This window comes from Halopelagius fulvigenes, assembly GCF_055398025.1.
This window is the reverse complement of sequence record NZ_AP043846.1, coordinates 2,294,879-2,316,246: the sequence shown is the minus strand read 5'-3', so window position 1 is coordinate 2,316,246 and position 21,368 is coordinate 2,294,879. Positions and strand designations below refer to the sequence as shown.

Genomic DNA, 21,368 nt, shown 5'->3' with positions numbered 1-21,368 from the left:
ATGATGCGCGCAGCAGTGTTCACCGGCCACGGAGAACCGCTCGAAATCAGGGAGATAGCCGAACCGGAACCGGACGCGACGGGGGTCGTGGTCGAGACGGACGTCTGCGGCATCTGCCGAAGCGACTGGCACGCGTGGCAGGGCGACCCGGTCTGGCAGGCGCGGGGGTTCGACGAGGGGCACGTGTTCGGCCACGAACCCGCCGGCGTCGTCGTGGACGTCGGCGATGAGGTCGAACACGTTCGGGAGGGCGACCGGGTCACCGTCCCGTTCAACCTCGCCGACGGGAGTTGCCCCTCCTGTCGGAACGCGCACTCGAACCGCTGCGACAACCGGATTCCGCTCGGACTCGCCCCCGAGTCGAAGGGGGCCTTCGCCGAGCGATTTCACGTCCCGTGGGCCGACTTCAACGTCGTCCCCCTGCCGGACGGCGTCTCGCAGGTGGAGATGGCCGGGATGGGCTGTCGGTTCATGACCTCGTTCCACGGACTCGTCCACCGGGCCGACGTCACCGCCGGCGACTGGGTGGCGGTCCACGGGTGCGGCGGCGTCGGCCTGTCGGCCGTCCACATCGCAGACGCCCTCGGCGCGAACGTCGTCGCCGTCGACCTCTTCGACGAGAAACTGTCGTTCGCCGCGGAGTTGGGTGCCGTCGAGACGGTCAACGCGGAGGAGGTGGCGGACGTGCCGAAGGCGGTGGCCGCGATAACGGACGGGGGTGCCGACGTCTCCGTGGACGCCCTCGGCATCGCCGAGACGTGCCGCAACTCGGTACACAGCCTCCGGAAGGGCGGTCAACACGTCCAAATCGGCCTGACCTCCAGCGAGGAGGGCGGGGAGGTGTCGCTCCCGACTGACCTGATGGTCCTCAAGGAGATCGAGTTCGTCGGGGCCGTCGGCATGCCGCGACCCCGCTACGACGAGATTTTCCGGATGATAGCGCACGGGAAACTCGACCCCGAGGCGATAGTCTCCGAGACGGTACCGCTCGAACGGGTCCCCGAGAAACTCGACGCGATGACGGAGTTCGACACGACGGGCATCCCCGTGGTGGAGTTCTGAGGGCGAGTGGGGTCGGGCGGGGGTCCGGACGCGTCGCGGCGTCGAGGTTACTTCCGCAACGCCTCGACGGGCGTCTCGTTGGCCGCCTTCCACGCGGGGTACAGTCCGCTGAGGACGCTCGTCACGAGGGCGAACAGCATCGCGAGCGCGATGTAGAGGAGGTTCGCCGGGTCGAAGGTGAGCCACGGGTCCGAGATGACGACGGTGTTGAGGACGAGCCCTGCCCCGACGGAGAGGATCGCCCCGAGGATGCCGCCGACGACGCCGAGCAGGCCCGCCTCGGCGAGAATCATGCGGACCACGTCGAGCTTCTGGACGCCAACGGCGCGGAGGACGCCGATCTCCTGTCGCCGTTCGACGGTGCTCATGAGCATGACGTTGAGGATGCTCACGCCCGCGACGACCAGGGAGATGGAGCCGATGCCGATGAGGAAGGCGTTGAGGATGCCGAAGAACTGGTTGATGCCCTCGGTGATGCTCCGCAACTCGAAGACCGTGACCTTCTCCTCGCGTTCGTTCAGCGTCTCGCGGACGGCGGTGGCCGTCTCGTTGGCGGCGGCCCCCGAGGGGGACTTGATGACCACCTGCGAGTAGCCGGACTCGTTGAAGTCCTCCGCGGGGATGATCACGGCGTTGTTCGGGCTCATCAGCGAGATGCTGTTCTGCTCTTCGAGGACGGCGGCGACGCGGTACGTCCGGTTGTCCACGGTGATGCTGTTCCCGGCTTCGAGGCCGAACCGGTCGGCGAGCGACGACCCGACGAGCGCGCCCTGCCTGAGTCGGTCGGGGACGCGGCCGTCGGACGCCGCGTACAGCGCCCCCGGGTTTGAGACGCCGTAGGTCGTCACTATCGACTGCTCCCGCCCGCGGACGACCGTACTGCTCCGCTGTCGGACGGGGACCACCGCCGACTCGCTGTCGGCGACGCGACGTATCTCGGTCACGTCGCGGTCGGAGAGCGTCTCGTACCCCTCCGCGGCGTTCGGCGAGACGGATATCTCGTTGCCGATGTCGCCGAGTTGCTCGGTCGCCCCGGCGCGGAGCGTCGTGCCGAACATGCCGAGCGACGCGATGGCGACGACGCCGATGATGATGCCCAACGCCGCCAGCGCCGAGCGGAGTCGGTTCCGAGAGAGGTTGCGCCGGGCCATCAACAGCGACGGGAACCGCCGGTAGAGGCCGTCGAGCCGGCTCATGTGGCGAACTCCTCCGTCGCCTCCTCGGTGAGGCGCCCGTCCACGAGGTTCACCACGCGATCGGCGTACTGCCGCAGTTGGTCGTCGTGCGTGACGGCGATGATGGCGACGTCCTCCTCGACTTTGAGCTCCGTGAACAGTTCGAGGACGTCCCGCCCCGTCTCCCGGTCTAAGTTCCCCGTCGGTTCGTCCGCGAGGAGGATGCGCGGCGAGTTGATGAGCGCTCGGGCGACTGCGACGCGTTGCTTCTGCCCGCCCGAGAGTTGGTCGGGCCGGTGGTGGAGCCGTTCCCCGAGGCCCACCCGGTCGAGCAACTGCGTCGCTCGCTCTCTCGCCGTCGGGTCGTCGCCGAACAGCGTCGGTATCTCGACGTTCTCGACGGCGGACAGCGTCGGAATCAGGTGGAAGTTCTGGAAGATGAAGCCGATGGAGCGCTTTCGCTCCCGCGTCATCTCCTCGTCCGAGAGGTCGGTCACGTCGCGCCCGTCGAGGCTGACGACGCCCTCGGAGGGCACGTCGAGGAGTCCGAGGACGTTGAGCATCGTGGACTTCCCGCTCCCGGACGGTCCCATGACCGCGACGAACTCCCCGGGTTCGGCGGCGAAATCGATCTGTTTCAGCGCTTCGACGGTCTCGGAACCGCTTTCGTAGCGCTTCCACACGTCTGCGAGTTCGATTATCGGCATCGGATTACCGCCGTCTGTACGCGTACGCTCCCACGCCGACGACGAGGAGGAGGGCGACGACGCCGCCGACGAGGAGGGCCGTCCCCGGCAGCGAACCGCCGCCGCCGCTCTGCGCCGGTTCGGCGGGTTGCAGGTCGCGCACGTCCACCTCGGTGCGCCTCGTCTTCCGTTCGCCGTTCGAGAGGTACGACACCTCAAGCGGCACGGAGGAGGCGTTCTCGTCCACCTCCGCGTACACGTCGAACGAGACGAAGTCGCTGGACGGTATCGACCCGACGAAGTACTCCCTGGGGCGGGCGGGCGTGACGTTCTCCGTCGGCAGGACGCGGACCACGACGCTATCGACCTGCGAGAGGCCGACGTTGCTCGTGCTCCCGGAGATGTGGAGTCGCCCGCCTTCCATCTCGTAATCGACGCCCGTCAGTTCCACCGCGCCGGGGTTGGCCGTGTAGTCGAGCGTCGTCGTCGCCTCGCCCTCTCGCCCGCCCGTCTCGTATCTGAGGCGCACGTCGAGGGGGCCGCCGGAGACGCCCGAGACGTTCACCTGCGTCGTCGCGGACGCGTCGGAACCTATCGCGCCCACCGGTCGCCGGAAGACGACGGTCCCGTTTCTGACGCCCTCGACCACGGCGTCTTCGAGGGGGGCGTTCCCGAGGTTCGAGACGTCGGCGACTATCGGCGGCGACGCCCCGGACGCGGCGACGCTGGCATCGACGCGGACGTCCTCGCGGAGGGGGTCGGACCGCAGCGTCGTCGTGTCGGCGACGACGCGCGTGTTCCCGCCCCGCGTCGTGTACTGGAGTCGCGCTTCGAGTTGCGACCGTCGCGCCGACGGCGTGACGGAGACGTTGAAGGTGCGGGACTCGCCCGCGGCGAGTGTCGGCAGGACGCGCGTCGAACTCTTCACGTCGGCGTCGGTTCCCGACACCGACAGGCGGAGGTTCCGAACGGGGGCGTCCTCGCCGTTGGCCGCGGTCACCTCGATCCTGTTCTCCGCGCCGACCACGCCGTCGTCGGCGTCGATGCTGACCTGCGGTCCGCCCTGTCTGACGGTGACGACGACGGGGTACTGCAGGCGGACGAACTCGCCGTCGCTCCGACCGACGACGAACACGCGGAGTTCGCGCGTTCCGGGGTCGTCGAACGACGCGGTGAGGGGGACCTTCATCTCGGCTCCGGGCGGTATCGTCCCGAGGTTCTCCACTCGGGTGACGTCTCTCGTCCCGCCGCGGGTGCGGACGTAGACGTCCGTAATCTCGAACGACGAACCGCTCTGGTCGGCGTTCCTCACAGTCGTCGAGATCGTGAACCGCTCGCCGGGGGCGGGTTGGTCGGGCGACACTGTGACGTTCGAGACGAAGGCGGTCGCCGGTGCGCCGTCTACCGCGCCGACGCCCGCCAACGCGGACGCGACGACTACCGCCGTCAGGAGGAGGGCTCGCTTCATGTAACCTGAGTAATGACTTCGCGCGACGTCTCAAAAGAGTACCGCTGGTATCCGCGGGCGGTGGCCGCGCGCGCCGGTCAAGGCGGGCGTTCCCGTCCAGTGCATCCGCGCGAGTTTTTATGGTAACACGGGACCAGACACGGACAATGCACGTCCGGGACCTCCCCCTGCCGGACCGGATACGGGCCCACTACGAGTCGAAGGGTATCGAGCAACTCTACCCGCCGCAGGCCGCCGCGGTGGAGGCGGGCGTCGCCGACGGCGACCGGTTGGTCGCCGCCATCCCCACCGCCTCCGGGAAGACGTTCATCGCCGAACTGGCGATGCTCACCGCCGACGGGCCCGCGTTGTACATCGTCCCCCTGCGCGCCCTCGCCCGCGAGAAGTACGAGACGTTCGCGGAACTGCCCGGCGTCAGCGTCGGCATCTCGACGGGCGACTTCGACTCGCCGGCCGAGGACTTGGGCGACAACGACATCGTCGTCGCCACCGCCGAGAAGGTGGATTCCGCCATCCGAAACGGCGCGTCGTGGGTGTCGGAGTTGGCCTGCGTCGTCGTGGACGAGGTGCACCTCCTCGGGTCGGACGGCCGCGGCCCGACGCTCGAAGTCACCCTCGCCACCCTGCAACGGCGCGCGCCCGGCGTCCAAATCGTCGCCCTCTCGGCGACGGTGGACAACCCCGAGGACATCGCCGCGTGGTTGGACGCGGAACTCGTCGAGACGACGTGGCGACCCGTCTCGCTCCGAACCGGCGTCTACGCCGAGGGCTCCGTGGAGTTCGACGACGACTCGACGCTCGACTGTTCGCCGGGCGACGTGGGTCCGAACGACGACCGAGACACCGAGGCCACCGCGGCACTCGTCGCCGACGCCGTGGAGAACGGGGGACAGAGCCTCGCGTTCGTCCGGTCGCGCCGCGAGGCCGAATCGCTGGCCGAACGCCTCGCGCGCGAGGAACTCGTCGCCCGGCCGGAGATGGCCGACGCCGTCACCGAGCTAGACGGGACGGAGACGGGCGAGAGACTCGCCGACTGCGTCCGAAACGGCGTCGCCTTCCACCACGCCGGACTCAGGACGGGCCACCGCGCCCTCGTGGAGTCGGCGTTCCGCGACCGGAAACTGAAGGTCATCTGCGCGACGCCGACGCTGGCGGCGGGCGTCAACGTCCCCGCCCGCCGCGTCGTCGTCCGCGATCAGAAGCGCTACACCGGCGAGGAGATGGCGTGGCTCCCCGTCCTCGAAGTCCACCAGATGTGCGGCCGGGCGGGCCGCCCGCACCTCGACCCCTACGGCGAGGCGGTCCTCGTCGGCGACGACCGATTCCGCGAGGAACTGTGGGAACGGTACGTCGAGGCGGGGCCGGAGGCGGTGGAGTCGAAACTCGCCGCCCGCGACGCCCTCCGGACGCACGTCCTCTCCGTCGTCGCCTCCGGGTTCGCCGACTCGAAATCCGGCGTGTTGGACCTGTTGGACGCGTCGTTCTTCGCGCACCAGTCGCCGGACGTGGACCTCTCGGGACTCGTCGACGGCGTGGCCGCCGAACTCGCGGAGATGTCGATGCTGACCGTCGAGGGCGACGCCCTCGCGGCGACGACGCTGGGCGAACAGGTGTCCCGGCAGTACGTCCGCCCGGAGACGGGCGCGCGCATCGTCTCCGGCGTCCGAACCGCCGAGGGGATGGCCGACGAGAACGTGACGGCGCTGACGGCCCTCGAAATCGTCTGCGACACCCCGGACATGTACGGCACCTACCTCGGCAACAGGGAACGGGCGGCGATGTACCGCTTCGCCACCCGCCACGCCGCGGAGTTCACCACCGACATGAACGGCACGGAGAACTTCGAGGAGTGGCTGAGCGCGGTCAAACTCGCGCGCATCCTCCGCGAGTGGGCCGACGGCGAGTCCGTCGAGACCATCGTGGAGAACTACCGCATCGGACCCGGCGACTTGGAGTCCCGAATCGAACGCGCCGAGTGGCTTCTCGGGGCCGCGGACGCCGTCGCGGGCGTCGTGGACGCCGACCCGAGCGTGTTCCGCGACGTCCGGTCGCGCCTCTGACCGCCCTCCTCCCGCGTCTCGCCCGTGCGCCGTGCGAGACGATACCGTGCCATATCCGACGAGAGCGTTTCTAACGCCGTGAGAATCGCCTGTCGTATATATGCCGTCTCCGCGCGTTACTACGGTTGTAAGAGGTACATTACGATGGCAACTTCAACCAACACCCAACTCAGCAACACCTTCGAGAGCACCCTCGGCGGCATGACTGTCCGGGGGCGCGCCCACTCGCTCAGCGCGTGGTTCGTCCTCGCACTCCGTCTCATGATGGGCGTGGCGTTCACGTGGGCCGGCGCGACGAAGATTATCGAGGGGTTCAGCTCGCAGGGCTACCTGGTCGGCGCGACCGTGGGCAACGGAAGCCCCGCGGCGGACCTGTTCGTCGCGATGGGCAACACGCCGTGGTTCGTCGCCTTCCTCGACGTCGCCGTCCCGTGGGGTGAACTGTTCATCGGTCTCGGACTGATCGTCGGTCTCCTCACCCGCCTCGCGGCGTTCTGGGGTGCGTTCATGATGTTCATGTTCTACCTCGGAAACTGGGACATCGCCCACGGCGTCATCAACGGCGACTTCGCCTACATGCTCGTGTTCCTCGCCGTCGCGGCGTTCGGCGCCGGCCGCATCCTCGGCCTCGACGCCATCGTCGAGAACTACGACGTCGGCGGACAGACCCTCGTGGAGAAGTACCCCGCCCTCGACTACATCCTCGGCTGAGATGGCCGACGGACGTAGCGACCCTTCTTCCGAATTCGGTACGAAAATCATACGGGCGACATTTTGACGCGCGATTTGGAGCATCTGAGCGACGCGTACGGCCCCGAGCGAATCAGAACGCCAAGCCCAGAATCCCGAGCAGAACGAAGAGCGCTCCGGAGACGCGGTAAAACGCTATCGCGTACCCGCCGAGCGATATCGGTTCGTCGGTCATCGGAGCGTACCAGATTTGCAGACTCCGCTCGGGCCAGAGCAGGCAGAGAGCGCCGAGAGCCAAGAGGAGGAGGGAGGTGAGGTTCCCGACGCCTCGGAAGAACGCGCGTACGCCGATCGGTATCACGAACGGCGTTCGTTTTCCGGCGGTAATGTTGCTTTCCGAACACGCGTTCGGCGCTGTCCGACGCCGTTCGGTTCGCCCCTCACTCCACGTACAGCGAGTACGTGATGACGGCGAACCCGACGAACGTCAGCACGGAGTCGACGAGGACGCCCATCGCCAAGGAGATGTCGAGGAACGTGTCTATCACGCCCGCGACGAATGCGCCGAAGGTGACGATGCCGAACCCGACCGCTAACGCGCGCAGCGCCGGCGATCTGGTTCGGCGGTACGCCTTGAAACTGAAGTAGGTGATGAGTCCTCCGAGGAGGAGGATACCTGTCTTGACGATTATGAGCGCGGTTGTGACGGCGGGGGATGCGGTGTTGTGTGGCATTATGTCTCCTCCCTGACGGCGGTCCAGATGTCCGCGAGTCGTTCCTCCGGGGAGCGTTCGGTCCGTGTGATATCGACCGAGAGAGCCCGCTCGTCGGTGAGCAGGATTCTGACCTCCTCGAACGCCACCTCGTAGGTGGTGGCGTGGTGACCGTCGGCCCGAATCTCCGTCCCTTCGAGGAGGAGGTTCGCGTCCGTGAGGAGGTCCAACTTCCGATACGTGGTCGAGAGGGGGATATCGCAGTCGTCGGATATCTCACTCGCCGTCATGGGTTCGTCTAGCGTTCTGATGATGTCTCTGGCGTCCGCGTCGTCCAAGGCGCCGAGGACGGAGTCGAGCTCCGCCGACTCGCTCGCGGACTGCTCGCGTGCCATTGAATGGCCGTCGTCAGCGGAGGGTAATAACCGTGGGGATGTCGCTTCCGAAGCGTCGCTCCCCCCGTTCGCGGGCGTTCCGCGAACCGTCGGATTGGCGAACGTTCTTCCCCATCGGGGGCGAAAGCCGGTCGATGACAGACCCGAAGCCGTTCCGCTTCGACACGGAGGTTCCGCCGGGCGAGAAGCGCCACCTCCGCTACGAGGTGAGCGAGACGTACCTCGGCGACTCGGTGGAGATTCCGGTCACGATAACCAACGGCGAACGCGGCGGCCCGACGGCGTTCATGACCGCGGCCCTTCACGGCGACGAACTGAACGGCGTGAAGGTCCTGCAGGAAGTCGCCGCCCGCTACGCCCCCTCCGACGTTTGCGGCACTATCGTCTGCATCCACGCCGCCAACGTCCCGGGCTACCCCGCCCAACAGCGCTACATCCCCATCTACGACCTCGACCTGAACCGCTCGTTCCCCGGGCGCGGGAGGGCAACACCGCCGAACGGATGGCGAACCAGATATACGAGCGGTTTATCCGCCCCTGCGACTTCGGCATCGTGGACCTGAGGGCAGAGTTCCCACATACTACTTAAAATTGCTCTGATTAGATGTAAACTGCTGGACATGGCTTCCGAATCTCAACCGCAGTTCGATACCGTCGTGATTGGCGGCGGTCAGGCCGGTCTAGCCATCGGGTATTACTTACGGAAACAGGATCGAAACTTCCTCATTCTCGATGCCGGCGAGCGTATCGGAGACACGTGGCGCGATCGGTGGGACTCGTTGCGACTGTTCACCTCGGCCCGGAATAGCAGCTTGCCGGGGATGTCGTTCCCGGCATCAGGCGACTATTTCCCTACCAAGGATGAGATGGCCGACTACTTGGCGGCGTACGTCACCGAATTCGACCTCCCAGTACACCTCGATACGAAAGTCGAGTCGCTCACCCGGGACGACGACCGGTACGTGCTAGAAACCGGGTCTGATCGGTTGACTGCTACCAGTGTCGTCGTCGCAACGGGGCCGTTTCACCACCCCCGGATTCCCGCATTCGCTGACGAGCTCGATCCGTCGATCACGCAGCTCCACTCGAGTGACTACCAACACTCAGACCAACTTTCTGCTGGCGATGTCCTCGTTGTCGGTGCCGGGAATTCGGGAGCAGAAATCGCTGTCGAGCTCGCCCGCGCCGGTCGTAGCACGCGGTTGTCAGGTCGTGACACCGGGCACATTCCGTCGAGCGTCTTCAACTCTCGTCCCTTCTGGTGGCTGGCCACTCGCGTGTTCACCGTCGATACGTGGTTGGGGCAGAAGGTGAAAGAGCGCAGTCAGGGACGCGGTGATCCGCTGATTCGTCTCACGCCAGCGGACATCCGCCAGAGCGGAGTCGAACGAGTGGCTCGGGCGGCGGGCGTAACAGACGGGAAGCCGCGCCTCGAAGACGGATCCGTCCTCGACGTAGGTGCGGTGGTGTGGGCGACAGGGTTCCGACCCGATTACGAGTGGATCGAGGTTCCGGGACTGGCTCTTGACGCGAACGGCTACCCAGTTCACGAGAAGGGCGTGGTAGACGACGAACCGAGGCTGTACTTCCTCGGCCTCTCCTTCCAGCGGACACCTGTTTCGGCGACTATCAACGGTGTCTGCCCCGACGCTAAATACATCGCATCACGACTGAACGCTCGTGGGTGAACCGGGATTGAAGAGGTGCACTCTGCTGCGGGTTTCAACAGAGCCACGCTGCGGTAGTAACCCTAAAATCGCATCAGTCACTCTACTGGGCCTCTCGTCACTCCCCGTCGCCGCGAACCTCCCCCGCGACGCGCCGGATCGTCTCGTAGTCCTCCTCGCCGTAGGCGACGAAGCGAACGTCAGAGAGCGACGACGGTTCGTAGTCGGCGAGTTCCTCGGCGATGATGCGCGCGCCCTCCTCCAACGGGAACCCGGCGACGCCGCACCCGAGTGCCGGGAGGACGAGCGACGAACAGCCGAGTTCGTCGGCGCGTTCGAGACTGTTGCGGGTCGCGTCGCGGATGCTCTTCGCCGTGGCCTCCCCGTCGCCGAAGTGCGGCATCGCCGCGGCGTGGATGACGTGTTCGGCGTCCAACTCGTAGGCCTTCGTGACGGCCACGTCCCCCAAGTCGATGGGGCCGTTCCTGACCGCCGCGTCGTTCAACGCCTCGCCGCCCTCTCGGCGGAGTGCGCCCGCGACGCCGGACCCCATGCGGAGGCTCGTCCCCGCGGCGTTGACTAGCGCGTCCGCCGACTGCTGGGCGATGTCTCCCTGAACCACGGTGAACTCCATAGCGGGCGTACGGGCCGACGGACGAAAAATGTCGGTGCGCCGCGGGGTCAGGCGTCGTCGCGTCGCCCCGACCGAATCGCTCTTGCCGTCGCGCGCCCGGCCACCTCTATGGAGGACCACCCGAACGCCGACCGGGACGGGTCGGACGTCGCCGACGCCGACGGACGACGTCCGTTGGGCCGCCGAGATTCCCTCGGCGACGTAGTCGAGCAGAGCTCGACCGCCCCTCGGACACAGTCCGATGACGCCGACCCGACCCTCGACGAACTGGCGACGGTAGCGACGCGGGCCGTCCGCGCGAGCGGCGACTATCTCCGGGACGCGTTCCGCGGCGACGAACTCGACGCGGAGTACGGGACCGACGACGTGAAGGCCGACGCCGACCGCGCCGCGGAGGAGCGCATCCGGTCCGTCCTCCGGGAGTCGTTCGCCGACCACGCCTTCCACGGCGAGGAGTCCGGCCGCGACGGCGACCACCGGTTCCGGTGGGTCGTGGACCCCCTCGACGGCACGAACAACTTCGCGTCGGGGCTCCCGTCGTTCGCCACCGCGGTCTGCGTCCTCAGGGACGGCGAGCCCGTCGTCTCGGCCATCTACGAACCGCTCCCGGACTCGCTGTACGTCGCCCGCCGCGGCGAGGGGGCGACGGTCAACGGCGAACGCCTCGCCGCCGGGAGCGACGTCCCCCTCGACCGGGGCACCGTCTCGTTCGTCCGCGGCCTCTCGGCCGTCCGCGACCCGGAACTGGCGGCCCTCGGCGACCGAATCGAGGCTGCCCTCCGGCCTCGGTGCAAGCGCGTCGTCCAGACGTGGTCGCCGTGCGTCGATTGGGGACTGCTCGCCCGCGGCGGCATCGAGGGCATCGTCTGCCTCCGCCCCGAGGTGTACGAACAGCACGCGGGCGAACTCCTCGCCGAGGAGAGCGGCGTTCGCTCGCACGGACGCGGCGTCGAGGGACTCTACGTCGGCGCGGGCGACGACGCGACGCTGTCGGAACTGCGCGACGCGGTCGAATCCGCCCGGTAGCGACCGCCTCGCGCGACGAATGCGCGTGGGCCGTCGGTCGAACGCACGCGGAGAGACGAACCCGTAAGCGTATAATTACGGCTCGCGAAGGGCGTCTATGGCACCATCCTTCTCGGAGCGAACGCGAGGCGGAGAATCGACCCGCGACGGCGGCGGCGGAAGCGGAGACGGCGAAATCGGAGGCGTCGGAAGCGCACTCCGGTACGTCTCCCTCGGCGTCGCCCTCGGGTTGTTCGTTGCCGGGTTGGCCGCCCGCCGGTACCGCGATCGAGGGGAATCCTCGGCGTCCTCGACGGGGGGGCGGCCGGAGGAGACGGAGTTTTCGGGGTCGTCCGTGTACGTCTGGCGACCGACGCGCGACGACGTCTCGCCGCATCGCTGACGCGGTTCGCGTCTCACTTCTCGGAGTGTCCTGGACGTGCGCCGGTAGACGCCGGGTCGCGGGCGTGGCACGACCCCCGCCGCGCCGAAGAACGTCCCCCGACGCTGACCGAACCCGACGGTTACGGCTGTAGGTTCATCGCCTCGGCGCGTTCGACGGCGAGTTCGGCTATCTCCTCGACGCTCGCCGCCGACTGGTCCGCGAGCACTCGCGTCAGCATCCCGAGTTGCTCGGTGGCCGCCTCCCGGAGTTCGCGTTCGTCCACGTCGTTTCCGAAGTAGTACTCGTTCGCGCCGTTTTCGTGAACCAGCCCGAGGTATATCGAGATCGGCTCTCCCTCCTCGAGGGCGGCGACGGCCCGTTCTCGAACCCGCTCGAACTCGTCGTTCCCGTCGCTACCGTCGGCGTCTGCTTCGTCTGCCATACGCCGTCCCTACCGGGGCCGGATACAAAACAGAACGGGCGTGGCCGTCCGCCCGCGACCCGTCGCCGCGGACGACCGGTCGGAAACCGGTAACGTTCAAACGGCGGCGAACGGAGGTGTCGGTATGCTGGTCGATACCGCCGTCACGGTACTGCACGTTCTCACGGGCGCGTTGTGGGTCGGAAGCGTCGTCTTCGTCGCGGGCGCGATTCTCCCCGCCGCCGTCGGGGGGTCGCTCGACGCCGCCCCCCTCGAATCGCTGTCCCGAACGCTCGTGAGGGGGTCCCGCGGCGCGTCCGTCGTGATGTTCCTCACCGGCGGTCACCTCGCCGGGACGAGATACACTATCGAGACCCTGATAGGAACCGGACGCGGTCACCTCGTCCTCGCCATGCTCGCACTCTGGTTGGCGCTCGCCGCCCTCGTCGAAGTCGGCAACGGGCGACTCTCCGACGGCCTGCAGGAGAAACGCGTTCGAGCGCCCGCCAGAGACGCTATCGGCGTCTTCCGCGCGGCGGCCGTCGTCGGCGTCCTGCTCCTCGTGGACGCCGGTCTGTTGGCTACCGGCGCGTCGTTCTACTGAGTGTACCTGTCACTATAGAGAGAACATACGGATACGACGAAGAACGTATAATCCATACGATATTTTTAACCCCGGAGCGGGCGCATCACCCGACGAGATGCAAGGGGACGACACGCAGCGAACCGACCGGAGCGACGCCCCGTTGACCATCGAACTCCGCGAGTCGGACGGACGAATCGTCGTCCGCCGCGACACCGCGCTCGGAACGTACGAGCGAACCGTCGAGCGATGAGTCTCGACGCGTACCCCGACGACGAGTTCGCGCGCTCGGACTCGGCTCCCGGACCGCTCCTCGCCCGACTCTCGCGTCCGCTCTCCCCGACGCGGACGCGAATCGCCGTCGTCTCGGACCCGCACGTGACGCCCACCGCGTCCGGGACGTGGAAGGCGTACCACCGAACCGAGACGCGACTCCGGGCGGCCGTGGCCGCCGCCGCCGACGCCGACGCGGACCTGACGGTGTTCCTCGGCGACCTGACGCGCGACGGCCGGCCCGAGGAGTTCGCCTGCGCGGACGAGGTGCTCCGGGAACTCGACGGTGAGTGGGTCGCCGTCCCCGGCAACCACGACGTTCCGAAGGCGTGGAACGACTACGAGACGCCGCCCGTCTCCGAGTTCGCCGACCGGTACGCCGCGGGCGCGCTTCCGTTCCGCGTCCGCGCCGGCGGCGTGGACGTGCTCGGGTTAGACAGCGCCGGCGGCGACGGCGAACTCGCCGACTCCCACGAGGGATTGATCCCGGACGCGCACCTCGCGTGGTTGGACGAGACGCTCGCGGACGCCGAGACGCCCCTCGTCACCCTCCACCACAACCTGTTTCACCCGCGGGAGCACACCGGCCCGTTCGCCGACGGCGACTTCTACCAACTGCGCAACGCCGAGGAACTCCTCGAACTCCTCGCGGAGCGGAGCGTTCCGCTCGTCCTCTCGGGACACATCCACTGGCCCGCGACGGCGCGGAAGCGCGGCGTTCGGGAACTCATCGCGCCCGCGACGTGTTCGTACCCGCAGGCGATGCTTCTCGTGGACGTCGGCCCCTCGGGGACCGACGTTCGGATGGTTCCGCTCTCCGGGGCGAACGGGCGCGCGGAGGCGTACGAGTTGGTGCGGGACGGGAACGCCCACGGGCGGAGCATCGCGGCCCACGCCGCCGACGGCGCGCTCGCGGGGTCGAACGTCCCGTTCGCGGACGAACGCGAGCGGGCCCGCTCCGGCGAGAACGTCGCGGAGCGAAGCCCCGCGGCCCATCGGAGGGAGACCGACTACGACGACGTGCCGGAGGGGATTCGATGGCGCTGAGGCGGACGCACGTCGAAGAAGCGAGGGAGTCGCTCGGGCGCGAACGGCAGCGGTGCGTGGACGAGAAGGCGGCGTTCCGGTCGTTCCGCTCCGCCGTCGCGGATGTCCAGCCCTCGACGGCCGCCGGGTCGGCGAGGGGGCCCCTCGGGGTGAAGACGGCCGGTCGGGAGACGCCGCCCTCGCTCGCCGCCGTCCGGAGGGCGTACGAACGGACGGTCATGAACGTCCCCCACTACGAGGAGGAGTACGGCGACGCGTACCCCGAAAGCCTCGCCGCGGAGTTCGGCGACGAGATAGCCGCCGGGATGACCGCCGGGCCGGGGCTCTCGCCGGAACTGCGGGGGGCCGTCGTCTCCGCCGCAGCCAACGCCGTCCGCGAACGGGAGGAGTTCCTCGGCATCTTGGACGAGGAGTTCGCGTCGCTGAACGCCGTCGAGGAGGGAGTCGAACGGGTCGTCGGGGAGCTCTCGTCGCTGGACGACCGACCGCTCTCCGCCCGGTCGTTCGACGAACTCCTCGCCCTCCGCGAGGACGTCCTCGCCCTTCGGGACGGGCTGGACGAACGCGCGCGGGAGCGCCAACGGACGCTCGCCGCCCACCGGCGAACCCTCTCTGGTCTGGTCCCGAGCGTGACGGAGTACCTCTATCACGACGTGGACTGCTCGCATCCCGGACTGGACGCCCTCGCCTCGGCGCGCCGCCTCGTGGAGACGGCGCTCTCCCGCATCGACCGGACCGTCTCGACGACGGCGTGAGGCGGCGCGGGCGGTCGGTCGCGGCCACACCTATTTATCCCGCGAGGGGAAATTCTCGCCCATGCGCACCATCATCGCCTCGCCCGCGTCCCGACAGGTAACCGCCGGTCGCGCACGACGATGACGCGACTGCACCCGCGCGTCCAAGTGCTGTGGGCCGGTCGCTCGGCGATTACCGCGGCGATACTCGGCGGTATCGCCTTCGCCGTCGTCCGCTTCTTCGCCCCGCCGTTTCTCCCCTCGTGGACGCCGTTCGCCGTGGGCGGCACCCTCCTCGTTCTCGGCGTCCTCCTCGCCGTCGCGCGGTACCGGTCGTGGACGTACGAGGTCCGCGACGACTCGCTGTACCTCGAACGCGGGGTGTTCACCCGCGTCCGCACGGTCGTCCCGTTCGTCCGCATCCAGCACGTCGACTCCGCTCGGAACCCCACCGAACGGTTCGTCGGACTGGCGCGAACCGTCGTCTACACGGCGGGGTCCCGCGGGGCCGACGTGACGGTTCCGGGGCTCACGCTGGAGGGCGCGGAGGAACTACAGGAGCGGTTGAAGCGGCTCGCCATCCGCTCCGAAGGCGAGGACGCGGTCTGAGATGCCCGAGCAGCGACTCTCGGCGCTCTCGGTGCCGTACCGCGTCATCCAACGGGGCGGGAGCGTCCTCGCGTTCGTCGCGTTCGCCCTCGCCACGGGGGGGATGAACCTCCCGTTCGTCGGACTCGCCGGTCCCGCCGCGTTGGTCGTCGTCGCCGGCGGCGGCGTCGCCCTCCTGATCGCCTACGAGGCGGCGTACTACCGCCTGTTCGGGTACGACCTCACCGCCGACACGCTGGACATCCACTCCGGCGTCGTCGCTCGTCGGACGCGCGAGATACCGCTCCGGCGCATCCAGAACGTCGATATCTCCCGGAACGTCGTCCAACGAGCGGTCGGCATCGCGGCGGTGAACTTCGAGACGGCGGGCGGGAGCGGAACCGAGGCGCAGCTCCGCTACGTCTCCTTCGAGGAGGCGAAACGCCTCCAGCGGGAACTGCCGCGCCTCAAGCGCGGCGAGGACGCCGAACCGGAGACGCGCGCGCCCGCGGAGGAACTGTTCTCCCTCGACGACCGCGAACTCGCAATCTTGGGCGCGCTCTCGTTCGACTTCCGCATCCCCGGCGCGGTGTTCCTGTTCGCCTCGGGATCCGTCCCGTTCGTCACGTCGCTCCTGCCGGACGCGTTCGGGTTCCCCACCGCCGTCGTCGGCGTCGTCGTCCTCGTCGTCGCCGCGGTTCTCGTCTCATGGGTGGCCGGCGCGACGGTGGCCGTCGTCAACTACTACGGCTTCCGCCTCGTGCGGTCGGAGGACGAACTTCAGTACGAACGCGGGCTGCTCCAGCGGTACGACGGGTCGATTCCGTTCGACAAGGTGCAGACGCTGACCGTCGCGGACAACCCGCTGAAGCGGTGGGCGGGGTACGCGACGCTCCTCATCGAGACGGCGGGGCACGGACCGGGCGGCAGCGAGAACGGCCGCGGGTCCGAGGCGGCGATTCCCCTCGCGCGGCGGGAGCGAATCGACTCGCTCGTGAACGACATCGAACGCGTCGGGTCGCCGGCGTTCGAACGCCCGCCGAAGCGGACTCGCCGCCGGTACGCCGCGCGCTATCTCATCGCGCTCTCCGTTCTCACCGGCGTGCTGTACGCCGCGAACACCGTCTTCGGCGGGATTCCGTGGTACTGGACCGGGCTCGTCCTGCCGGCGATTCCCGTCGCGGCGCACTACAAGTGGAAGCACCGCGGCTACTGGCTCGGTCCGGACCACGTCGTCACGCGAAACGGCGTGTTGAAGCGCGAGACGAAAGCCGTCCCGTACTACCGCATCCAGACGGTCATCGACACCCGGACGATATTCCAGCGTCGCCTCCGCCTCGCCACCGTCACCATCGACACCGCGGGGTCGCTCTCGCTGGGCGGGAGCGACGCCGCCGCCGTCGATATCGACGCCGCGAGCGCCGACCGACTCCGGGACGAACTCGACAGCCGACTCATCGCCGCCCGCGCCGCCCGGCAGGCCGAACAGCGTCGAACGCGGCGGGCCGCCGCGGAGGCGGAGTTCGAATCGGAGGCCGACTCTGAAGGCGAGGGCGAAGGCGACGCCGAGGGCGACGGTGCAGGAACGAGCGGCGTTCCCGAGGGCGACGACGCAGTCGTCGAGAACAACGCGTCGGAAACCGACGGCGCGTCCGGCACCGACGCCGATATCGCGGACGAATCCGACGCCGCGGACGACGACTCGGTCGTCCGGGACGAGACGCGGGGCGAGGAGTAGCCGGCGACTCACCGGCGGTTTCCGAGGGGGTTCTCTGCTCGTAGTTCAGACCGAAGTACCCGCCAGTGTAGCGCGTATCGTTCTCCCTACGGAACCGACTCGGTCAGTTCAGAGGTGGACTCAGCGGACGGGTGGCCTCCATACGGTATCGTGTCCGAGTAGGAGCCGGACGAAGAACCCGCCGGCGACGACCGTTTCGGCGACGGTGATTCTCCGTCGGTGAGTAAACCATTTTTCCCGGTGGCTCGCACCGTCCCGTATGGTCTCGAACGGACTCCGGAGACTGCTGGAAGGTAACGAGCGACACGTACGCGACACCGCCGCCGACCACTTCTCGGGGCTCAGAGAGGGCCAAGACCCCGACGTGGTGACGGTCAGTTGTTCGGACTCGCGCGTCCCCGCCGAGGGCGCGTGGGACGTGGCGGAGGCGGGCGAACTGTTCACGTCGGTCAACGTCGGCAATCAGGCGTGGACGGACGCCGACGGTGAACTCGTCGCCAACGACGCCGTCGGCTACGCCGTCGATTCGCTGGACGTGGACGACGCGGTCGTCCTCGGCCACACCGGGTGCGGGGCGGTCACCGCCGCCTACCGGGCGGTTAGCGGCGAGGGGGGCGACGCCCTGCCGGGCGTCGAACAGGCGATATCCCGACTCGTCCCGTACGTCGAGGCGGCGGCGGAGGAAGGCATCTACGACGAGGAGACGGAGACGGAGACGGGCGAGGCGGTCAACCGCCTCGTCGAGTACCTCGTCCGCGAACAGGTGAAGTTCCTCGTCGAGAGCGACGCCGTCCCCGAGGACGTGACCGTCTCGGGGTTCGTCTACGACTTCCAACGGGCGTACGGCGACGACGACGGGGCGGCGTACCTCGTCTCCGTGGACGGGGAAACCGACGGTGACGCCCTCCGCGAACGCGTGCCCGAGGAGTACGAGGACCGCGTTCGCTCGCTGCTCTAATTCCGAGCAGACTCTATCGCGTCGGTGAACTCGCGGGCCGTCTCCGTGATGGACTCGTAGTCGCCCGACTCGATGGCGTCGGCGTCCATGATGGAACTGCCCGCCCCGACGACGAGTGCGCCCGCCTCGATGAAGTCTGCGGCGTTGTCGATGTCGATGCCGCCCGTCGGCATGATGGGAATCTGCGGAAGCGGCCCTTGAATACTCGATAGGTGCTTCGGCCCCGCCGTGGAGGCGGGGAACAGTTTCACGAAGTCCGCGCCGGTCTCGAAGGCGCGTATCGCCTCCGTCGGCGTGAAGATGCCCGGCGCGACCAAGGTGCCGTGGCGGTTGCTCGTCTCGACGACGTCCTCGTGGAAACTCGGGCTGACGACGAACTCCGCGCCCGCCCGGATGGCCTGCCCCGCCGTCTCCCCGTCGAGGACCGTCCCGGCGCCGACGATAGCCTCGTCGTCCGTGAACGACGCCGACAGTTCGCGGATGAGTTCCATCGCGTCGGGGTTGTCGGCGGTTATCTCGTACGCCGTGACGCCGCCCTCCTGAAGCGCCTGCGCCACCTCGATGACGGTGTCTGCGTCGGCCCCGCGCATCACCGCGACGACGCCGCTCTCGGTGAGTCGTTGCATGTCCTCGTGTACGTCGAGTGCGACCATGTCGTCTCCACCTCCGCCGCGTTCGCTATTAAGCCCCCGGGACCGACGGACGGCACCGACTCGGCCCCCTCGTCCGACCTCCGCATCCGCCGACGGTTCTTCCGTGGCGAGTGTGAACGCGCGACAACCTCTTCACCTCTCGACCCTTACCCGACGTAAGCGACCCCGAGGGTCGTACACCACATGTTCGGAGAAACCGATTACGAGAGGCTGTACCGCGACGTCATCCCCTCCGTCGTCTCGCTGTACGTCGGCCGCCGCGCGCCGAGCGTCGGCGCGGGGTCGGGGTTCGTCTACGACGACCAGCACGTGCTGACGAACCAACACGTCGTCGACGGGGCCGCCGCCGTCGAACTCCGGTTCGCCGACGGGGGCTGGGCGACGGGCGAGGTGGTCGGGACGGACGCCTACACGGACCTCGCCGTCGTCGCGGTGGAGGACCTCCCGGAGTCGGCGACGCCGCTTCCGGTCGCCGGCGAGAACCCCTCGCCCGGCCGGCCCGTCGCCGCACTCGGCAACCCGCTCGGACTCGACGGCTCCATCACCGCGGGCATCGTCTCCGGGTCGAACAGGTCGATGCCCACCTCCGGCGGGTTCGCCATCCCGGACGTCGTCCAGACGGACGCGCCCATCAACCCCGGGAACTCCGGGGGTCCGCTCGTCGCCCTCGACGGCGACGGCGGCTACGAAGTCGTCGGCGTCAACCGCGCCAGACAGGGCGACAACATCGGCTTCGCCGTCTCGCCCACCATCGTCGAACGCGTCGTCCCGGAACTCGTCGAGTCCGGCCGCTACGCGCACTCGTACCTGCGGGCGCGGACGCTCGACGTGACGCCCACCGTCGCGGAAGCCAACGGCGCGGACGAACCCCGCGGCGTCCTCGTCGTGGACATCGCCGAGCAGAGCTCTGCGGGCCGTCGGGGACAATCCGACGACATCGCCGAGCAGAGCTCGGCGGGCCGCCGGGGACGCCCCGACGACATCGCCGAACGGAGTTCAACGGACGGTCGGACGCAGTCCGACGAGACGGAATCGGACGCCCTCAGGGGCGCGGACGACACCCGCGACGTCCGCGGCCAACGCGTCCCCGTCGGGGGCGACATCATCGTCGGCATCGGCGGCAACGAACTCCGCTCGCACGAGGAGTTGATGCGCTATCTCATCACGGAGACGCGCCCCGGCGAACCCGTCGAGATAGACGTGATACGCGACGGCGTAGAGAGGACGCTCTCCGTCACCTTGGACGAACGCCCCTCGCCCGAGGACCGCCGCCGCGAACGTCGCGCGCGGGAGGGCGGGCGCGGCGGCGCGCGCCGCGGGTCGAACGTTCCGGTCCGCTGACCGTCCGTTTCGGGGGCAGAACGCACTTCCCGGCCGCACCGTTACTACGGAACCGATGGCTCAACACCACGAGGGAGAGACGGACGTCCGCCTTCGGTCGTACCGCCGGGCGGCGCGAACAGTTCCGTCGAAGGTACACGAGTGGGTGTTCCTCGACGGGAGCCGACTGGTCTTGGCCGCCATCCTCCTCGTCGTGTTCGGGACGTTCGTGAGCCTCCTCGACTGGTGGTTCAAGGTGAGCCACATCAAACTCTCGCCGGTTTACTACCTGCTGAGCGCCATTTTCGGCGGAAACTTCACCCTCGTGGCCGTCGTGCTCTCCATCAACCAACTCGTCATCTCCCGGCAGTTGAGTGACCTCGGCGAACTCCGCGAGCAGATATCTGAGGCCAGAGAGTACCGCCAGAAGGCCGTGGAACTCACCGCTGTGGACACTGCGCCGGTCACCCCGGCGGCGTTCGTAGAAGTGCTCTTCGAGGGTATCTGCGACGCCCTCGGCGACATCGAACGCCAGCGGGAACGCCTCGGAAGCGAGTTGGACGGGGAGGTCGAGGAGTGGTCGAAACCGCTCGACAGACACGCGGCGTCGGTACTTCGCGGCATCAAGGACAGCGACTCCGAGGTGTTCGGCACGCTCGTGTTGATGTTGGACTCGAACTACTCACAGGAGATGTACGACATCGTCGAGTTCCGCAAGAAACGCGGCGACGATCTCCCCGACGAGATGGAGGAGACGCTCGAGAGACTCGTCGTCCGACTCCAGCAGATAGACGTGGCGCGGCAGTACCTGAAGACGCTCTACATGCAGGTGGAACTCGCGCGCCTGTCGCGTCGCCTCCTGTACGTCGGGACGCCGGCCATCCTCCTGACGATGACCGTCCTCACGATACTGTCGATTACCCCGTCGACCGTCGCCAGCATCGGCCAACTGTCGTTCGTCATCCTCGTCGTTTCGACCGTCGGCACGGCTCCACTGATGGTACTCATCTCCTACGTGCTGCGCCTCTCCGTCGTCTCGGAGCGAACCGTCGCCATCACGCCGTTCACCACGCCGACGCAGGAACAGCCCACGTTCAAATCGCCGTGAGAGAA

24 protein-coding genes and 1 pseudogene are annotated in these 21,368 nt (G+C 68.2%); 16 read left to right on the top strand and 9 right to left on the bottom strand.

Features of this window, described 5'->3' with window-relative positions:
- Window positions 1-3 precede the first annotated feature (3 nt).
- Window positions 4-1,062 (top strand): zinc-dependent alcohol dehydrogenase family protein, encoded by a 1,059-nt coding sequence (locus tag ACZ522_RS16740; protein WP_379699869.1) that lies wholly within the window; start codon window positions 4-6, stop codon window positions 1,060-1,062.
- Between the two features lie 47 nt (window positions 1,063-1,109).
- Here the strand turns inward: ACZ522_RS16740 and ACZ522_RS16735 are convergent, their stop codons facing one another.
- Genes ACZ522_RS16735 through ACZ522_RS16725 form a run of 3 tightly spaced genes read right to left on the bottom strand, consistent with a single transcriptional unit; the run spans window position 1,110 to window position 4,391 of the window.
- The gene (locus tag ACZ522_RS16735) at window positions 1,110-2,258 is read right to left on the bottom strand and encodes an ABC transporter permease (RefSeq protein ID WP_379697046.1); all 1,149 of its coding nucleotides are present in this window, start codon (window positions 2,256-2,258) and stop codon (window positions 1,110-1,112) included.
- Window positions 2,255-2,944, bottom strand: coding sequence for an ABC transporter ATP-binding protein (locus tag ACZ522_RS16730; RefSeq protein WP_379697049.1), 690 nt, complete (start codon window positions 2,942-2,944; stop codon window positions 2,255-2,257). Before ACZ522_RS16730 ends, ACZ522_RS16735 begins: the two co-directional genes overlap by 4 nt.
- A 4-nt stretch (window positions 2,945-2,948) precedes the next feature.
- Window positions 2,949-4,391, bottom strand: coding sequence for an NEW3 domain-containing protein (locus ACZ522_RS16725; protein ID WP_379697052.1), 1,443 nt, complete (start codon window positions 4,389-4,391; stop codon window positions 2,949-2,951).
- A gap of 146 nt (window positions 4,392-4,537) precedes the next feature.
- Here ACZ522_RS16725 and ACZ522_RS16720 point away from each other — a divergent pair, with 146 nt between their 5' ends.
- Window positions 4,538-6,451: a DEAD/DEAH box helicase gene (locus ACZ522_RS16720; RefSeq protein ID WP_379697055.1), complete on the top strand. Its 1,914-nt coding sequence runs from the start codon at window positions 4,538-4,540 to the stop codon at window positions 6,449-6,451.
- Between the two features lie 144 nt (window positions 6,452-6,595).
- Complete coding sequence (locus ACZ522_RS16715; protein WP_379697058.1) at window positions 6,596-7,162, top strand: DoxX family protein; 567 nt, start codon at window positions 6,596-6,598, stop codon at window positions 7,160-7,162.
- A gap of 112 nt (window positions 7,163-7,274) precedes the next feature.
- On the opposite strand, the gene ACZ522_RS16710 is transcribed toward ACZ522_RS16715, so the two are convergent.
- The 3 genes from ACZ522_RS16710 to ACZ522_RS16700 all read right to left on the bottom strand — a co-directional run bounded on the left by ACZ522_RS16710 (window position 7,275) and on the right by ACZ522_RS16700 (window position 8,249).
- The gene (locus tag ACZ522_RS16710; RefSeq protein WP_379697061.1) at window positions 7,275-7,502 is read right to left on the bottom strand and encodes a hypothetical protein; all 228 of its coding nucleotides are present in this window, start codon (window positions 7,500-7,502) and stop codon (window positions 7,275-7,277) included.
- 79 nt (window positions 7,503-7,581) lie between these two features.
- Window positions 7,582-7,875 carry a DUF7521 family protein gene (locus ACZ522_RS16705; protein ID WP_379697064.1) on the bottom strand — a complete coding sequence of 98 codons (294 nt, stop codon included), beginning with the start codon at window positions 7,873-7,875 and terminating at the stop codon, window positions 7,582-7,584.
- Window positions 7,875-8,249 carry a helix-turn-helix domain-containing protein gene (locus tag ACZ522_RS16700; RefSeq protein WP_379697067.1) on the bottom strand — a complete coding sequence of 125 codons (375 nt, stop codon included), beginning with the start codon at window positions 8,247-8,249 and terminating at the stop codon, window positions 7,875-7,877. The genes ACZ522_RS16705 and ACZ522_RS16700 overlap by 1 nt, the downstream gene beginning before the upstream one ends.
- A 134-nt stretch (window positions 8,250-8,383) precedes the next feature.
- On the opposite strand from ACZ522_RS16700, the pseudogene ACZ522_RS16695 reads away from it, so the two are divergent.
- Both ACZ522_RS16695 and ACZ522_RS16690 read left to right on the top strand, forming a co-directional pair.
- A pseudogene (locus ACZ522_RS16695) lies at window positions 8,384-8,802 on the top strand (succinylglutamate desuccinylase/aspartoacylase family protein); the annotation flags it as partial.
- Between the two features lie 67 nt (window positions 8,803-8,869).
- Window positions 8,870-9,937, top strand: a complete 1,068-nt coding sequence (locus ACZ522_RS16690; protein ID WP_379697070.1) for a flavin-containing monooxygenase — start codon at window positions 8,870-8,872, stop codon at window positions 9,935-9,937.
- A 97-nt stretch (window positions 9,938-10,034) separates the two neighbouring features.
- On the opposite strand, the gene ACZ522_RS16685 is transcribed toward ACZ522_RS16690, so the two are convergent.
- Window positions 10,035-10,550 carry a macro domain-containing protein gene (locus ACZ522_RS16685; RefSeq protein WP_379697073.1) on the bottom strand — a complete coding sequence of 172 codons (516 nt, stop codon included), beginning with the start codon at window positions 10,548-10,550 and terminating at the stop codon, window positions 10,035-10,037.
- Window positions 10,551-10,658: 108 nt separating this feature from the next.
- Between ACZ522_RS16685 and ACZ522_RS16680 the strand changes: the two genes are divergently transcribed.
- Entirely contained in the window at window positions 10,659-11,576 is a 918-nt protein-coding gene (locus ACZ522_RS16680; protein WP_379697076.1) for an inositol monophosphatase family protein, read from the top strand.
- Window positions 11,577-11,673: 97 nt separating this feature from the next.
- Window positions 11,674-11,958 carry a hypothetical protein gene (locus ACZ522_RS16675; RefSeq protein WP_379697079.1) on the top strand — a complete coding sequence of 95 codons (285 nt, stop codon included), beginning with the start codon at window positions 11,674-11,676 and terminating at the stop codon, window positions 11,956-11,958.
- Window positions 11,959-12,079: 121 nt separating this feature from the next.
- On the opposite strand, the gene ACZ522_RS16670 is transcribed toward ACZ522_RS16675, so the two are convergent.
- Entirely contained in the window at window positions 12,080-12,382 is a 303-nt protein-coding gene (locus ACZ522_RS16670) for a hypothetical protein (RefSeq protein WP_379697082.1), read from the bottom strand.
- Between the two features lie 124 nt (window positions 12,383-12,506).
- Between ACZ522_RS16670 and ACZ522_RS16665 the strand changes: the two genes are divergently transcribed.
- From ACZ522_RS16665 to ACZ522_RS16635, 7 genes are all read left to right on the top strand, one after another.
- Window positions 12,507-12,965: a copper resistance protein CopD gene (locus ACZ522_RS16665; protein ID WP_379697085.1), complete on the top strand. Its 459-nt coding sequence runs from the start codon at window positions 12,507-12,509 to the stop codon at window positions 12,963-12,965.
- A 97-nt stretch (window positions 12,966-13,062) separates the two neighbouring features.
- On the top strand, window positions 13,063-13,197 hold the full coding sequence (locus tag ACZ522_RS16660; RefSeq protein WP_379697087.1) for a hypothetical protein: 135 nt from the start codon (window positions 13,063-13,065) through the stop codon (window positions 13,195-13,197).
- Entirely contained in the window at window positions 13,194-14,264 is a 1,071-nt protein-coding gene (locus tag ACZ522_RS16655) for a metallophosphoesterase family protein (protein WP_379697090.1), read from the top strand. The genes ACZ522_RS16660 and ACZ522_RS16655 overlap by 4 nt, the downstream gene beginning before the upstream one ends.
- Window positions 14,255-15,019: a DUF7260 family protein gene (locus ACZ522_RS16650; RefSeq protein ID WP_379697093.1), complete on the top strand. Its 765-nt coding sequence runs from the start codon at window positions 14,255-14,257 to the stop codon at window positions 15,017-15,019. Before ACZ522_RS16655 ends, ACZ522_RS16650 begins: the two co-directional genes overlap by 10 nt.
- A 120-nt stretch (window positions 15,020-15,139) precedes the next feature.
- Window positions 15,140-15,607, top strand: a complete 468-nt coding sequence (locus ACZ522_RS16645) for a PH domain-containing protein (protein WP_379697096.1) — start codon at window positions 15,140-15,142, stop codon at window positions 15,605-15,607.
- Window position 15,608: 1 nt separating this feature from the next.
- Window positions 15,609-17,324, top strand: a complete 1,716-nt coding sequence (locus tag ACZ522_RS16640; RefSeq protein WP_379697099.1) for a PH domain-containing protein — start codon at window positions 15,609-15,611, stop codon at window positions 17,322-17,324.
- 259 nt (window positions 17,325-17,583) lie between these two features.
- Entirely contained in the window at window positions 17,584-18,282 is a 699-nt protein-coding gene (locus tag ACZ522_RS16635) for a carbonic anhydrase (protein WP_379697101.1), read from the top strand.
- Here the strand turns inward: ACZ522_RS16635 and ACZ522_RS16630 are convergent.
- Window positions 18,279-18,935: a bifunctional 4-hydroxy-2-oxoglutarate aldolase/2-dehydro-3-deoxy-phosphogluconate aldolase gene (locus ACZ522_RS16630; RefSeq protein WP_379697104.1), complete on the bottom strand. Its 657-nt coding sequence runs from the start codon at window positions 18,933-18,935 to the stop codon at window positions 18,279-18,281. The two genes, ACZ522_RS16635 and ACZ522_RS16630, sit on opposite strands and share 4 nt — an antisense overlap.
- A 183-nt stretch (window positions 18,936-19,118) precedes the next feature.
- On the opposite strand from ACZ522_RS16630, the gene ACZ522_RS16625 reads away from it, so the two are divergent.
- On the top strand, window positions 19,119-20,276 hold the full coding sequence (locus tag ACZ522_RS16625) for a S1C family serine protease (RefSeq protein WP_379697106.1): 1,158 nt from the start codon (window positions 19,119-19,121) through the stop codon (window positions 20,274-20,276).
- A 55-nt stretch (window positions 20,277-20,331) separates the two neighbouring features.
- Complete coding sequence (locus ACZ522_RS16620; protein WP_379697109.1) at window positions 20,332-21,363, top strand: DUF7972 family membrane protein; 1,032 nt, start codon at window positions 20,332-20,334, stop codon at window positions 21,361-21,363.
- The last annotated feature ends 5 nt before the right edge of the window (window positions 21,364-21,368 follow it).

Excerpts from the sequence above, each read along its gene's own strand:
- ACZ522_RS16630 (WP_379697104.1), bottom strand. The coding sequence starts at position 18,935 with ATGGTCGCACTCGACGTACACGAGGACATGCAACGACTCACCGAGAGC.
- ACZ522_RS16650 (WP_379697093.1), top strand. The coding sequence starts at position 14,255 with ATGGCGCTGAGGCGGACGCACGTCGAAGAAGCGAGGGAGTCGCTCGGG.
- ACZ522_RS16690 (WP_379697070.1), top strand. The coding sequence starts at position 8,870 with ATGGCTTCCGAATCTCAACCGCAGTTCGATACCGTCGTGATTGGCGGC.
- ACZ522_RS16640 (WP_379697099.1), top strand. The coding sequence starts at position 15,609 with ATGCCCGAGCAGCGACTCTCGGCGCTCTCGGTGCCGTACCGCGTCATC.
- ACZ522_RS16685 (WP_379697073.1), bottom strand. The coding sequence starts at position 10,550 with ATGGAGTTCACCGTGGTTCAGGGAGACATCGCCCAGCAGTCGGCGGAC.
- ACZ522_RS16670 (WP_379697082.1), bottom strand. The coding sequence starts at position 12,382 with ATGGCAGACGAAGCAGACGCCGACGGTAGCGACGGGAACGACGAGTTC.
- ACZ522_RS16720 (WP_379697055.1), top strand. The coding sequence starts at position 4,538 with ATGCACGTCCGGGACCTCCCCCTGCCGGACCGGATACGGGCCCACTAC.
- ACZ522_RS16675 (WP_379697079.1), top strand. The coding sequence starts at position 11,674 with ATGGCACCATCCTTCTCGGAGCGAACGCGAGGCGGAGAATCGACCCGC.
- ACZ522_RS16645 (WP_379697096.1), top strand. The coding sequence starts at position 15,140 with ATGACGCGACTGCACCCGCGCGTCCAAGTGCTGTGGGCCGGTCGCTCG.
- ACZ522_RS16730 (WP_379697049.1), bottom strand. The coding sequence starts at position 2,944 with ATGCCGATAATCGAACTCGCAGACGTGTGGAAGCGCTACGAAAGCGGT.
- ACZ522_RS16715 (WP_379697058.1), top strand. The coding sequence starts at position 6,596 with ATGGCAACTTCAACCAACACCCAACTCAGCAACACCTTCGAGAGCACC.
- ACZ522_RS16655 (WP_379697090.1), top strand. The coding sequence starts at position 13,194 with ATGAGTCTCGACGCGTACCCCGACGACGAGTTCGCGCGCTCGGACTCG.
- ACZ522_RS16665 (WP_379697085.1), top strand. The coding sequence starts at position 12,507 with ATGCTGGTCGATACCGCCGTCACGGTACTGCACGTTCTCACGGGCGCG.
- ACZ522_RS16725 (WP_379697052.1), bottom strand. The coding sequence starts at position 4,391 with ATGAAGCGAGCCCTCCTCCTGACGGCGGTAGTCGTCGCGTCCGCGTTG.
- ACZ522_RS16705 (WP_379697064.1), bottom strand. The coding sequence starts at position 7,875 with ATGCCACACAACACCGCATCCCCCGCCGTCACAACCGCGCTCATAATC.
- ACZ522_RS16635 (WP_379697101.1), top strand. The coding sequence starts at position 17,584 with ATGGTCTCGAACGGACTCCGGAGACTGCTGGAAGGTAACGAGCGACAC.
- ACZ522_RS16740 (WP_379699869.1), top strand. The coding sequence starts at position 4 with ATGCGCGCAGCAGTGTTCACCGGCCACGGAGAACCGCTCGAAATCAGG.
- ACZ522_RS16680 (WP_379697076.1), top strand. The coding sequence starts at position 10,659 with ATGGAGGACCACCCGAACGCCGACCGGGACGGGTCGGACGTCGCCGAC.
- ACZ522_RS16620 (WP_379697109.1), top strand. The coding sequence starts at position 20,332 with ATGGCTCAACACCACGAGGGAGAGACGGACGTCCGCCTTCGGTCGTAC.
- ACZ522_RS16625 (WP_379697106.1), top strand. The coding sequence starts at position 19,119 with ATGTTCGGAGAAACCGATTACGAGAGGCTGTACCGCGACGTCATCCCC.
- ACZ522_RS16700 (WP_379697067.1), bottom strand. The coding sequence starts at position 8,249 with ATGGCACGCGAGCAGTCCGCGAGCGAGTCGGCGGAGCTCGACTCCGTC.
- ACZ522_RS16735 (WP_379697046.1), bottom strand. The coding sequence starts at position 2,258 with ATGAGCCGGCTCGACGGCCTCTACCGGCGGTTCCCGTCGCTGTTGATG.
- ACZ522_RS16660 (WP_379697087.1), top strand. The coding sequence starts at position 13,063 with ATGCAAGGGGACGACACGCAGCGAACCGACCGGAGCGACGCCCCGTTG.